This window comes from Moheibacter stercoris, assembly GCF_040545805.1.
Lineage (GTDB): Bacteria > Bacteroidota > Bacteroidia > Flavobacteriales > Weeksellaceae > Moheibacter > Moheibacter stercoris.
Genome location: NZ_JBEPMO010000001.1, coordinates 131,903 through 144,629, shown reverse-complemented (window position 1 = coordinate 144,629; position 12,727 = coordinate 131,903). Strand labels below are relative to the sequence as shown.

The 12,727-nt window shown below is 33.9% G+C and carries 11 protein-coding genes and 1 tRNA gene; 8 read left to right on the top strand and 4 right to left on the bottom strand.

Features of this window, described 5'->3' with window-relative positions; genetic code table 11:
- Positions 1 to 59 precede the first annotated feature (59 nt).
- The gene (locus ABID46_RS00650; protein WP_354505677.1) at positions 60 to 1,469 is read left to right on the top strand and encodes a hemolysin family protein; all 1,410 of its coding nucleotides are present in this window, start codon (positions 60 to 62) and stop codon (positions 1,467 to 1,469) included.
- Positions 1,470 to 1,500: 31 nt separating this feature from the next.
- Here ABID46_RS00650 and ABID46_RS00645 read toward each other — a convergent pair whose 3' ends face one another.
- Positions 1,501 to 2,202: a 3'-5' exonuclease gene (locus ABID46_RS00645; RefSeq protein WP_354505674.1), complete on the bottom strand. Its 702-nt coding sequence runs from the start codon at positions 2,200 to 2,202 to the stop codon at positions 1,501 to 1,503.
- Positions 2,162 to 3,427: a serine hydrolase domain-containing protein gene (locus tag ABID46_RS00640; RefSeq protein WP_354505671.1), complete on the bottom strand. Its 1,266-nt coding sequence runs from the start codon at positions 3,425 to 3,427 to the stop codon at positions 2,162 to 2,164. Before ABID46_RS00640 ends, ABID46_RS00645 begins: the two co-directional genes overlap by 41 nt.
- A gap of 113 nt (positions 3,428 to 3,540) precedes the next feature.
- Here ABID46_RS00640 and ABID46_RS00635 point away from each other — a divergent pair, with 113 nt between their 5' ends.
- The 7 genes from ABID46_RS00635 to ABID46_RS00605 all read left to right on the top strand — a co-directional run bounded on the left by ABID46_RS00635 (position 3,541) and on the right by ABID46_RS00605 (position 8,971).
- On the top strand, positions 3,541 to 4,137 hold the full coding sequence (locus ABID46_RS00635) for a superoxide dismutase (RefSeq protein WP_354505669.1): 597 nt from the start codon (positions 3,541 to 3,543) through the stop codon (positions 4,135 to 4,137).
- Between the two features lie 81 nt (positions 4,138 to 4,218).
- Positions 4,219 to 4,848 (top strand): M23 family metallopeptidase, encoded by a 630-nt coding sequence (locus tag ABID46_RS00630; RefSeq protein ID WP_354505666.1) that lies wholly within the window; start codon positions 4,219 to 4,221, stop codon positions 4,846 to 4,848.
- 4 nt (positions 4,849 to 4,852) lie between these two features.
- On the top strand, positions 4,853 to 5,209 hold the full coding sequence (folB, locus tag ABID46_RS00625) for a dihydroneopterin aldolase (protein WP_354505664.1): 357 nt from the start codon (positions 4,853 to 4,855) through the stop codon (positions 5,207 to 5,209).
- Between the two features lie 42 nt (positions 5,210 to 5,251).
- Positions 5,252 to 5,322, top strand: a tRNA-Cys gene (locus ABID46_RS00620).
- A gap of 173 nt (positions 5,323 to 5,495) precedes the next feature.
- On the top strand, positions 5,496 to 7,154 hold the full coding sequence (locus tag ABID46_RS00615) for an RNA-binding domain-containing protein (protein WP_435529310.1): 1,659 nt from the start codon (positions 5,496 to 5,498) through the stop codon (positions 7,152 to 7,154).
- Positions 7,155 to 7,621: 467 nt separating this feature from the next.
- Positions 7,622 to 8,374, top strand: a complete 753-nt coding sequence (locus ABID46_RS00610) for a hypothetical protein (RefSeq protein WP_354505658.1) — start codon at positions 7,622 to 7,624, stop codon at positions 8,372 to 8,374.
- Positions 8,375 to 8,548: 174 nt separating this feature from the next.
- The gene (locus ABID46_RS00605; RefSeq protein WP_354505655.1) at positions 8,549 to 8,971 is read left to right on the top strand and encodes a hypothetical protein; all 423 of its coding nucleotides are present in this window, start codon (positions 8,549 to 8,551) and stop codon (positions 8,969 to 8,971) included.
- A 321-nt stretch (positions 8,972 to 9,292) separates the two neighbouring features.
- On the opposite strand, the gene ABID46_RS00600 is transcribed toward ABID46_RS00605, so the two are convergent.
- Together ABID46_RS00600 and ABID46_RS00595 are read right to left on the bottom strand one after the other, a co-directional pair.
- Positions 9,293 to 9,829, bottom strand: coding sequence for a phage tail-like protein (locus tag ABID46_RS00600; protein ID WP_354505652.1), 537 nt, complete (start codon positions 9,827 to 9,829; stop codon positions 9,293 to 9,295).
- Between the two features lie 9 nt (positions 9,830 to 9,838).
- Positions 9,839 to 12,700 carry a phage tail-like protein gene (locus tag ABID46_RS00595; protein ID WP_354505650.1) on the bottom strand — a complete coding sequence of 954 codons (2,862 nt, stop codon included), beginning with the start codon at positions 12,698 to 12,700 and terminating at the stop codon, positions 9,839 to 9,841.
- Positions 12,701 to 12,727 lie beyond the last annotated feature (27 nt).

The window sequence follows — 12,727 nt, the reverse complement described above, 5'->3', positions numbered from 1 at the left end:
AAAATCATTTTACAGGTTTCAAAAAAACAGAAACGAAATCTACCTTAAAAATTTTTAATATGGACGGAGACCCCTTTCTTTCGATTATTATTGCCGCCGGAGTTCCAGGTAGCGGCGAAGTTTCTCATGACATTTCCATTTGGAAATTAATTCTCACCATTTTCTTAGTCTTTTTGAACGGTTTCTTTGTAGCCGCAGAATTTGCTATTGTCAAAGTTCGTGGTTCACAAATTGATGTTCGTACAGACTTAAGTCCAGCTATTGCGAAAATGTCCAAGACGATTGTCAATAACTTGGACGCTTATTTAGCAGCTACTCAGTTGGGTATTACCTTAGCTTCCTTAGGACTTGGTTTCGTGGGAGAAAGTGCAATTTCACCTGTGATTATCAACATTTTTGACAATTTCGGATTGGTTGGCCCGCAATGGGAAACAATTGCTTCCAATACCGCTATTTGGGGTGCATTTGCCGTTATTACAGTTTTGCACATCGTTTTTGGTGAATTGGCGCCTAAATCCTTGGCGATTCAGTTTCCAGCGAAAACTACTTTCTCTGTCGCTTGGCCTTTGAGAGTTTTTTATATCGTTTTTAGACCGATTATTTGGATGATGAATGGTTTGGCTAACTTCATTTTGAGAATGTTAGGAATTCGACCAATTCATGGATCGGAAATTCACTCGGAAGAGGAATTGAAAATGATCATCATGGAAAGCCAAGAGGGTGGAGCAATTGAAGAAACAGAACGCGATTTGATTCAAAATGTATTTGAATTTGATGATCGTCGTGTCAGCAATATTCAAACTTTACGTAAAAATGTTTCGGCTATTGACATCACAACATCCGTGCGCGAAGCAATTGAATACGCAGTTAATGAAGGCTATTCAAGATATCCGGTTTTTGAAGAATCCTTGGATAACATCAAAGGTATTTTGTATACCAAAGATTTGATGAAATTGATGATTGATCAGCCAGACGAAACAAATTTCGAGAAGATTTTACGCAAACCTTTGTTCATTGCAGAAAGTTCAAAAATCAAGAACTTATTGAAACAATTCCAGAAAAAACACATTCAAATGGCTGTTGTAACCAATGAAATTGGGGAATTGACAGGGATTGTGAGTATGGAAGATATTTTGGAGGAATTGGTAGGTGAAATCCAAGACGAATACGACAATGAAGATCCGATTGTGATCAATTTGGGTGATGGTATGTATTCGGTTAATGCGCATCATAATTTGTCTGATTTGAATCGTTATTTGCCGTATCGATTTGAAGAAAGCGAACACTATGATACCCTTTCTGGTTTATTGGCGGAGACTTTCCCTGAACGAGAATTGAAAGCAGGAGACATTTTGGACTTGCCTGATTATCAAGTTCGAATTATCAAGATGTACCGAAATTCTGTTGAAAGAGCCGAGTTGAAATTGACTCATTTAGTAGAAGACGAAAACGAAGAAACAGAATCTTAAGATATGAAACCCTTGTTTAGCGAGGGTTTTTTTATGCCTCAATTCGTTCCAAAAGATTTTCATTTCGAAATTTTCGGAATATTTGCGCGACGGTTAGGACATCTTTCTCGCAGTAATTTTTGATGCGTTCCAAATCCTTTTCCACATAATATACATGCGCCACTTGTGAACCATCAATGTCATCTTTAGGCGTTGGAATTCCTAAAACTTTTGCCAAAAGATTCAAAGATGTATAGTGTTTGTAATCGCCAAATTTCCATAATTCCATCGTATCCAAATGGGGGATTTCCCATGGTTTTTTGCCTTGGAAATTCAACACATTTGGGATTTCCAATTGATGGATGACCATTCGTCTTGCCAAATAAGGAAAGTCAAATTCTTTTCCATTGTGGGCGCAAAGTAAAATCTGCGCATCAAAATAATTGCTTTGAATCAAATCGATGAAATCCTGCAATAGAGACTTTTCATCATCGCCATAAAAACTTTTGATTTTGATTTTGTCTTCTTGATGGATGATTCCGCAAGAAATACAGATGATTTTCCCAAATTCGGCCAAAATTCCAGCACGTTTTTCATAGAAATCTGCAGGCGTTTCATTTTCACCCAATTGTCGTTCAATTTTTTTGGCCCATAATTCTTGCCAATCTTGAGGCAAATCTGTCCAATTTTGAACCATAGGAACCGTTTCTATATCAAGGAATAGAATTTTCTGTGCGGGTAATTTCTTGAGCATGTTGTTGTTGGTTTAGAAGTTGGTTGGTTTTGAGCATTTTCATGACTTCATCTACAAAATAGTAGGTGTCGTTATCCAAAAATCCTTTGCCCATTTGACGATTGTCTTTTTGATGCCCCAATCGTACGATGACAAGGTTTTCAGAAGGAATCACAATCACACGTTGTCCCAAATGTCCCATCAAACCATAGAAATTGGGTTGGTGTTCATAATCAGTCCAAATGGAATATCCATATCGAGCAGGTTGCCCTTTTTCAAAAGCTTTATAATTGGGCGTGACCATTTTTTGGACAAAAGCCGAATCTAGAATTTGTTTTCCATTCCAGTTTCCCTTTTGCAACAACAATTGGCCTAGTTTGGCAAAATCTCGTACATTGCTATTCAAACAACAATAGGCTTTCTCCATTCCATCTTTTCGGTCTTTGGACCAATAGGCATCTTTTTCCATTCCCATGGGTTGCCAAAATTCCTCTTGCAAATACTGAGAAACCGAAATGCCAATGGCTCTTTGCAAAACGATAGCCAATAATTGGGTGTCTCCTGACAAATAATTGAAATTTCCTCCAGGTTCTTGAATGAAGGATCTACTCAACATTTGTTTTTCAATGTTGCTACCGTAATAGGCTTTAGCAGTCGGATTGAGCGGTAAATAATAATCTTCTCTCCAATCATATCCAGAAGTCATGGCAGACAAATCACCGATGGTACATTTTTTCCCGAATTCATCGTCTTTGAATTCAGGAAGGAAGTCGGTGATTGGTTGATCCAAAGATTTGATATATCCTTGTTCGATTGCTTTTCCAAGTAACATCGTAATAACCGATTTCGACATGGAAAATGAATTGGTATGAGAATCTGCTGAATAATCGTCCCAATAACGCTCCAATAAAGCTTTTCCGTCTTTGGCTACAAAAAATCCGATGGACTGAAATCGTTCCAATTCTGCTTTAAGTGTATCGGTTAATTCGATTTTATTGTACAAATCATGTTCGATCCAAGGTTGAGGTTTATAAGACAGAATCACATTGTTATCAAAATCTTTGTAGTCATCAATGTTGGCTGTATTATGCCCTTTTAAATAGGTCAATTTCACTCCTCTGATGATGTAGCTATTTCCCGTCACATACAACAAACCAATTGCGAAAAGGATAATGGCAAGTATAACCTGAACGGTTCGAAGCAAGATTTTTCTAAATTTCAACATGGGTTTTGATTTCTCTTGCAATTTAAAAATTTTTAAGGCTGCAAGGGGAATTTTAATTTAATCTTCACATAATTTGACGAAATCAGCCTTATATTTGACATAGAAACAGTATTAATTTTAAAAAACCATAAATCATGGCATTTGAATTACCAAAATTACCGTATGCATTTGATGCTTTGGAACCGCATATCGATGCGAAAACGATGGAAATCCATCACGATAAACACCATGCAGCTTACACCAATAATTTGAACGCAGCTATTGAAGGAACCGATTTAGAAGGTCTTTCGATTGAAGAAATATTAGTAAAAGGAATGGATAAACCAGCTGTTAGAAATAACGGTGGAGGATATTACAACCACAACCTTTTCTGGGAAACCATGAGTCCAAATGGAGGTGGAGAACCAACAGGAGAATTAGCAGAAGCAATCAATGAAGCATTTGGTTCATTTGACGCTTTCAAAGAAAAATTCTCTCAAGCTGCAGCAACACGTTTCGGGTCTGGATGGGCTTGGTTGTGTGTAAAGGATGGAAAATTGGAAGTTTGTTCAACTCCCAACCAAGACAATCCTTTGATGCCTGGAGTAGGTTGTGAAGGTCAACCAATCTTAGGTTTAGATGTATGGGAACATGCATATTATTTGAATTATCAAAACCGTCGTCCTGATTATATTTCTGCATTTTTCAATGTAGTGAACTGGGACAAAGTGGCTGAATTATTCAAAAAATAAAAAAGTCATTTTTTAGGGGCAAAATAACAATCACAAGCAAGTAGGGAGAATTATCTTCCTACTTTTTTTTATTTTTATCCGATGAAAAAACTTTATGTTCTCATCCTTTGCTCATGCGCTTTCCTAAGTTGTAAACAGGAAATAAGCGTTGGCGTAAAAGAAGAAAAATCCAAAGAAATTGTGGAATCGCCAAAATTGGAAGAGGAATCTGAGGAAGATTTTTTGGTGGACGGATTTGACTTTCCGGTTGGAAAACCCAATGCGAAAGGCTATTACGATGCTCAATCATTTGGTGTCAACAACCATTTGGGCGAAGATTGGAATGGAAACAAAGGAAGCAATACCGATTTGGGTGATACTATTTTTGCGATTGCGCATGGGTATGTGAGTTTGGCAGAGGATTTAGAAGGCGGCTGGGGAAATGTCATCCGTGTGATTCATCAATTCCCAGCGGGTAGAGAAGTAGAATCTTTGTATGCGCATTGCGAACAGATCTTGGTTGATGAGGGAGATTATGTGAAAAGAGGGCAGCCTATTGGTACAATTGGAACCGCAAACGGACAATATGTTGCGCATTTGCATTTTGAAATTCGAAATCAAGTCGGAATGCCGATTGGACCTGGTTATTCGCCAATCAAAGACGGATATTTAAATCCGACAGAATTTATCAAACAAAATCGACCTTTGGAAAATTTAGAAGAAACAGAATAGAAAGATGGGGAAAATTATTGTCGAAAACATAAAAATATATTCCAACCATGGTTGTTTGGGAGAAGAAGCATTGATTGGTTCAGACTATTTGGTGGATTTGGAAATCGATGCAGATTTGTCAAAATCAGCGCAAACCGATGATTTGGCCGATACGGTGGATTATGTTCATTTGAATAAAATTGTAACAGAAGAAGTATTGGTGCGTGCAAAATTATTGGAAACAGTAGCTGAACGAATTTTGGTTCGAATTGGACAAGAAATCCCAATGGTGACCTATGCCAAGGTAAAATTGTCCAAAATCAACCCGCCAATTGGTGGAAATGTAGAAAAAGTGAGCATCATTTTAGAAAAGGAATATTAAGTTCCAAGTAAATTTATATATTTGCAATCCTAAACGGTAAAAGGTTCCGTGGCCGAGAGGCTAGGCACCGGTCTGCAAAACCGTCTACAGCGGTTCGAATCCGCTCGGAACCTCTGATTTCGTTGGAAATCAACACATTAAAAGGCTTGTTTGCGAACTATTTGCGAACGAGCCTTTTTTGTTTGTAAATAATTGGCTAAACTTCATGAATTGTACTACAATGAATTTGTAGAATAGTAAATGTTGATTATTTTTAATTACTAAATTGGTGAAAATATAAAAAAACATGCCTTTGAATAATATAGAATATACACTAAAAGAATTGCTTAATTTAAAAGCTGAGAATGAGGTTGTAGAGTTTAAAGAGGCAAAAAACAATTATGATTTTACTAAACTGGGCAGGTACTTTTCAGCTTTGAGTAATGAAGCTAATTTATGTGGCAGACCTTTTGGATGGCTTGTGTTTGGTGTAGAAGATAAAAATCATAAAATTGTTGGAACTTCATTTAGGCCAATTAGGAAAAACTTAGATAGTCTTAAAGGTGAAGTTGCAAAAAAAACTACAAATAGAATAACATTTATTCAAATTTATGAAGTTCAACATAAAGATGGTCGAGTCATTTTATTTCAAATCCCTGCTGCGCCTAAAGGTATACCTATTGCTTTTGAAGGGCATTATTATTCTAGAGACGGTGAAGAACTAGCTCCGCTTAACATAGAAAAAATAGAACGAATTAGATCACAAGTTATACTTGAAGATTGGAGTGCAGTTATAATTCCTGAGGCAGATATTGATGACTTGGATGAAGAAGCTATTTTATTGGCCAGAAAAAATTTTAAAAGCAAATTTCCAGATAAAGCAGATGAAGTTGATAGTTGGGATGATAAAATTTTTTTAAATAAAGCTAAAGTTACAATTAAAGGTAAAATTACTAGAACTGCATTAATTTTATTAGGAAAAGATGAATCTGAACATTTTTTAAATCCTTCAGAAGTTAAAATAAGGTGGAAATTACTAAATTCTAATAATGAAGATTTAGATTATGAGATTTTCGGAATTCCTTTTATTTTATCTGTTGAAAAAGTTTTTGCTAAAATCAGAAACATTAAATATAGATATATGAAAGATGGAACCATATTTCCTGATGAGGTAACTAAATATGAACCATATTCCATAAGAGAAGCAATTAATAATTGTATTGCACATCAAGATTATACCTTAAACTCTAGAATTAATGTAATCGAAATGGAAGATCAATTGATTTTTACGAATCAAGGATCTTTTATACCAGGTAGTGTTGAAAAAGTAATTATAGATGATTCTCCAGAAGAATTCTATAGAAATCGGTTTCTTGCTACAGCTATGTATAATTTAAAAATGGTTGATACAGCTGGTGGTGGAATAAAAAAGATTTTTAACTTTCAAAGAGCTAGATTTTTTCCTATGCCAGATTATGATCTTTCCAACAATAAAGTAAAAGTTACTATACCAGGAAAAATACTTGATATGGATTATGCCCGCTTATTGGCAAATCATAAAGAACTTTCTCTGGAGGAAATAATATTATTGGATAAGGTTCAGAAGAAAAGAGAATTATCTACTGCTGAAGAAAGATTATTGAAGAAAAAGAAATTAATAGAAGGAAGAAAACCAAATTATTTTATTGGATTGAAGGTTGCTCAAGAAACTGGTCAGAAAGCTGCTTACTCAAAAAATAAAGCTTTTGATAAAAAGTATTATGTAGATCTTATTTCGAAAGCTATACAAGAGCATAAAGAATTAACCAGAAGAGACGTTGATGATCTTTTATGGAATAAATTACCTGAATGGATGGAGGATCGTCAAAAGAAAATTAAAGTTAATAATTTACTTTCTGAAATGAGAAGAAAAGAAATCATTAAAAATATTGGATCAGATACTAATTCTAAATGGGTCTTTAAATAGTTTATAAGCTTGTAAAGCTCTAATTAATTAGAGAGTTAATTAGAGAGTTAATTAGAGAGTTAATTAGAGAGTTAATTAGAGAATTAATTAGAGAATTAGTTAGAGAGTTTGTTAGAGAATTAGTTAGAGAGTTAATTGGACTTCTTTTAATTATATATAAATAAAGTTTTATATTTATCCACAGTTGTCCACACAACTTAAAATACCAAAATAGAAAAACCCTTTACAGATACTTGTGAAGGGTTTTTTGTTTTTCTTCAGTTTAGATTTTCGAACATTTACCTAAAAAACCTGTCCACACTTTATTTTCAATCCCTAATCATATTTGCTTAAAACAATAAATATGAAAAATTTTAATAATAAGTATAATATAAAAACGATCTATTATTTGATAAAATGTGTGAATGAAATAATTAAACTCATAAATTTAATTTTTTAAATATAATTGAATTTAAATTTTAATAAATATGGAGAATGATGATACTTTAAAATTTATTGAGTCTAGTTTGGTAACTATTGCATCATCGGTTCCAATTCTTTCATCAGTAGCAACCGGTTGGAGTGAATATAAGGATTATGTTCACAAGAAACATATTCAGAACATTTTAGAAAAATATTCAAGTAGAATCAGGTTGTTAGAGGATCAGGTAGATAAAATTTATATTTCAAGTAATGAATTTAAATCTTTATTAATTAAAACGTGTTTTTATGGAAAGGAAGAATTTTCGGAAAAGAAAAGAGATTATTTATCAAATTTCCTCGCAAATTCAACATTAAATATTAATTCTAGATTTGAAAATAAATCTGCAATTCTTGAATCATTAATAAGATTATCTGAAATTGATGTAATTATATTAAACAAATTTGATCTTAATGAAAAAGATGGTAGAACGCCTTTTTTTAAAGGTATAGCTGAATATAATAATAAAGTAGGAAAGGCATATTTCAGTGAAGAAATTTTGATTGGTAGCTTTACAAATATTAATCAAACAGATGTAATTTCAACTTTGAACTTTCTTAAGTCAATGAATTTAATTATGGATTCTTCTGAAACGATAGGTCCTTTCAATATTAATCATCACATTTCGAAGTTTCTACAATCATCAGAAATTTATAAAAAAAATGATGAGTTAGCTTATAACCCACATGAAAATTTTAACAATTCACCACATTATACAATATCGTTTCTTGGTTATCAAGTTTTACAATACATAAAATAATCCCTTCATATTTATGAAGGGATTCTGAATCATTATTCATCCAACCCCCGCTGCCGAACGATTAACGAAGTGTATCTTGTGGAATAATAGATAATTATGGAAGGTTTTAATAATTGAACTCTCGATGCAATCTTGTGGTTGGAGAGAGATTTAGGATAGTATAATATTTACTACATGGCATATTTGAATTCGATGGAAAAAAGTTATAAATACATAATTGGTTTATTTATAGTGTCAATTCTTTTTGGATGTGATGGACATTGTGATAAATACAAAAATTTGTTTTTAGAAAATGAATGTAAATTAATATTATCTACAGATTATTCAAAGAACTCTCATCCTGAATTTATGGTTTTGAAAGGTGTAAACCCAGAAACAGGGGAAAGATGCAAATGTAAAGACAATGTAAAAAGTTGGACTTTGTATAGTGGTTATATGGAAAAAGGAGACACTTTTATAAAAATTAAAGGACAAGATTTTTTCAAAATTCATAAAAAGGATACAATCTTAACTGTATATTTTGGGGATTGTAATAAACAGAATCATTTCATAAATCCAACAAATAATCCACCAACTACAAATATGAAAAATGAATAAAATCCACCCGCTGCCTCATAATTAATAAAGTGTATCTTGTGGAAATCTAGAAATTTTGAACTGTACTGAATATGGGGAGCCTACATGAATGATTAACAAAATTCTTTCATTACAATATTTTTAGACACTTATATTTTTATATGATACAATTTTTTCTAGAATTCATATAAAAAACCTATTGCTTTTTGAAAAATTAATTGATAAAAAAGTAGGGAGAATTTCTCTCCCTACTACCTAAACCTAATTAACCCCTCTCAAGGCTCTAACCTTAACCTCTCATTGGGCTTCTCCCTAACTCTACTAAAAAATATGTTGATTAAGTTAATTCCAATAACTCCAATTGTTTCCATCAAATACAGCAAGCATTGCAGATGAGGTATCGTATAAAATGGTACCTGCAATCGGTGAAACAATATCGTTGTGTGCTTGATTTACTTTGGGTAAAACAAGTACTTTTTCAGTGGATTCTAAAACTAAAATTCCTGGTTTGGATGATGTGTCAGAGCCTAAAATAACCCCAGTACTATCAACTATAATATCTTCACCTAGATTTGAGAAATCATGAACTTTTCCTTCTTGCTCATTGATGCTTAAATTGGTCCAATTGGTAGCGACACCATTATTTTTTTCCTCTTTAACGAGTACAGATTTTTGCTCTATACTAAAAATCATGGTTCCTCCCACGGAATTTGGAGCGTCAATAACCGATGGCAAAATAAGTCCTTTGTTATCTTGTCCGAATTCCAATAAGACGCTTTCATTTGTGGCCATTTCTTTACCAATCACTAGTTGACCTAAACATAAATTGGTTCCTAAAAACAATAGAACAACTATAATACTTCTAATTAAATTTCTCATAAATAATTATTATTCGTTACAACTTCTTTCAATACAATTCCAGCCAATTCTCGTCGTGTTTACAGTTGGTGTATTTCCTCTATACAATTGGACACAGCCTAGATCTGTATTGTAAATCAACATTCCTTCAATTGGGTTTAGCAAATCACGTTGTTCTGTAGTCAGATGATTTAGAACAAATCCTTTGTGAGAACTATCCATTACCAAATATCCATTGGGCACATTTTTGGGCCATAATGTGTCTGATTGTCTTTTGGTAAGAATACCAATATCTGTAAAATGGGTTGGTGTACCTTGTTTTCCAGGTTTTACACATGGACAGATGATGGTCGATAGTTTATTTATAGTTCCGTCAATTAATAAATTGGACATTTGATTTTGTTGAATTACGAGAGAATTTAGTCCATCAACCCAATTAGGAACGTTTATTTGATTTGTGAAAACTAATGGATATAATTCACCCTCAGATATTTTTGCACCATTCAAGGTCAGCATTCCATTGTTTGAAATAATAATTTGAAGAATAGGCTTATTTTCTGAACCAATAAGTTCTCCAATTGCTGGAACTTCAAAACCATATCGATCGCCATCTTGAAATTGAATATTTTGGTTTTGGACATCAAATTGAATGTCTGTAGAGAAAATGGCTAGATCATTTATTAAAACCTGAAGTGAATGATTTAATTTATAAATGTCAAGTTTATATCCTAGGATGTTTCGTTCGATCAAGAATTCTTCTTTCATCGGCATATCCTCTGGATTGCTGTCTAATTCCCACTTAAAATCCCCAACTTTTGTATTTTCTACACAATAAGTTTGCTGATTATAAAGCAGATTAAGTTCTCTTATGTTGTTACAGATTCCTCCTAATCCATTGTTTTCACATTCAAAAAATGGATTGGTAGGTGGAATGTGGATATCTGGATTTGTAGCGTCTGGATCTGTAAAATCTTTTGGTCTTAAAATAGTTGAGGTGATTTCTAAACTGTTAATTTCTAATGGTTGATAAACAATTAGGTGAATTGTATAAATAATTTCACATCCACTCGGCAAGTTCAAGTAGGCTTCATAGGCATTGGTCATCGGATTGTACACAAGACCACTGGATTCCATTCCGCAGGAATTTCCATCAAATTGAAAGCCTATTCCTTCAATCCCAATTGGTAAAAACAATTGAAAGAGTGATCCATCTGCATCACTTGGACCTTGGTTCATGACTTTTACTTCCACCGTAAATGGTTCGCCTAGGCCAATTTCGGAGGTATTTGCCGTAAGACTTGAAATCATTAAATCGGCTATTTTTACTTCTAAAGTAGATTGAACTTCTGTATTTTCGCCCATAATAAATGTCCAAGTATCAATGCTTCTATTGTCACCAAAAAGACCAGAAGTTCCTGAACCATTTACACCCCAAATATGTCCATTTAAATTGCTACTTATCCCTACACTATTGGCAGGAGGTAAGTGAGAATTATTGATTGGGCTTGGAGAAGATCCATTCGAAGTGCTAGATATATTACGATCGTCCCAATAAATGATGTCAGAAATTACTTCTGTTAAATTCTGATGATTTAGTAATTCTACAATCGTCCCAAATCGATTGTATTCCATATCAAAAAACGGAAAGTGTACTTCTGCACCTGATAATTGAACTGAGACTAAAATGGGGAAGTTTCCTTCGGGTATTTGTTGACCATTTCCATCAAATCCATCCCAAAAAATTTCATTTTCTCCCAAAGTTACCACACCGCTTAAAATTCTAGGTTCAAACAAACTTGGAGAGTTTGAACTAGCAATTGTTATTTTGTAGTTTCCTTGTGTGTTCGTTGAAAATCGAATATAGCCTCCTTTTGTTCCCATTTGACCTTCTGTTCCATCGACACCTTTGATGCTCAAATTCATAACGGAAGCTTCCGTTACAGTATTTTTTAGCCATGTACTACCCTCGGGTACAGCACCGATGGACGCAGAAGGAAGGTTAGGATTGGGTAAAGTATAAAATATTTTATGGGTTATTTGTTTGGAGGTATCTGCATAATTTGGATTATGAACCGAGCCATTTGGTAATGTTGTGGTATTTAAACTTTTGTAAATAGGATTTCCTGTGCTAGTATCTAAAAAGCCATTATTATTTACCATAAAGGTAAAATACATACCATTGTTACCATTATTGTTGACACGATAGGTATAACCATCTTTTGTAAGAACATAGAAAATACCATAAAATCCTGTTGAATTGGGTGAATTTGTACCAGTAGTTAAGTTCAAAACATTGGTATAAACTCTTCCAGTCTCAAATCCTGTATTGGCAGTATTGATAACAGAGATATCCCAAGCCCTAATTCCTGCATCATTTGCTTCTGTCCAATTTGCATCTGCATTGTAAGATGCAGAGGGATCACTAGTTCCTCTGGCTACCATTTCTACGCGGTAAATTCCTTCTAAAACTACTGAATAGTAGATCCCTTGGTATTTATTTCCATTTGCAGCTTCTCCATATAACAATGGCCCTGCTAACTCAGCAGTTCTGTTTGGTATTCTACCCAAGGTATTGTTGTTGACAACGAGATTTCCCTCTGGGTCATATAAACGAATTCGAGAATTTCCTCCTGTATTTTGTGCACTAGTGGCCAAACTTAGTATTTCACCAGGTTTTGCATAGACAAAATGAACGCCATGGTTTGCGAAAGGCCAATTGGCATTGGTTGAGGTATGAGATCTTAAATAGGCTCGTCTTCCTTCCTTACCAGACGGATATAAATCTCTGGACCCTTCAGCCCATAGAAAGTTTCCACCAGCAAAAAACATGATGAGAAAAAATGAAAAAGAGATTTGTTTTAATTGAACTAAAAAAGTTTTGTGTATTTCCATGCGTCCTAAAATTTCAAGATAGTTGCT

Bases quoted from the DNA above. Each gene is read 5' to 3' on its own strand.
- ABID46_RS00615 (WP_435529310.1), top strand. From the start codon at position 5,496: ATGCCTTTGAATAATATAGAATATACACTAAAAGAATTGCTTAATTTA.
- ABID46_RS00650 (WP_354505677.1), top strand. From the start codon at position 60: ATGGACGGAGACCCCTTTCTTTCGATTATTATTGCCGCCGGAGTTCCA.
- ABID46_RS00610 (WP_354505658.1), top strand. From the start codon at position 7,622: ATGGAGAATGATGATACTTTAAAATTTATTGAGTCTAGTTTGGTAACT.
- ABID46_RS00605 (WP_354505655.1), top strand. From the start codon at position 8,549: ATGGCATATTTGAATTCGATGGAAAAAAGTTATAAATACATAATTGGT.
- ABID46_RS00595 (WP_354505650.1), bottom strand. From the start codon at position 12,700: ATGGAAATACACAAAACTTTTTTAGTTCAATTAAAACAAATCTCTTTT.
- ABID46_RS00635 (WP_354505669.1), top strand. From the start codon at position 3,541: ATGGCATTTGAATTACCAAAATTACCGTATGCATTTGATGCTTTGGAA.
- ABID46_RS00600 (WP_354505652.1), bottom strand. From the start codon at position 9,829: ATGAGAAATTTAATTAGAAGTATTATAGTTGTTCTATTGTTTTTAGGA.
- ABID46_RS00630 (WP_354505666.1), top strand. From the start codon at position 4,219: ATGAAAAAACTTTATGTTCTCATCCTTTGCTCATGCGCTTTCCTAAGT.
- ABID46_RS00645 (WP_354505674.1), bottom strand. From the start codon at position 2,202: ATGCTCAAGAAATTACCCGCACAGAAAATTCTATTCCTTGATATAGAA.
- folB (WP_354505664.1), top strand. From the start codon at position 4,853: ATGGGGAAAATTATTGTCGAAAACATAAAAATATATTCCAACCATGGT.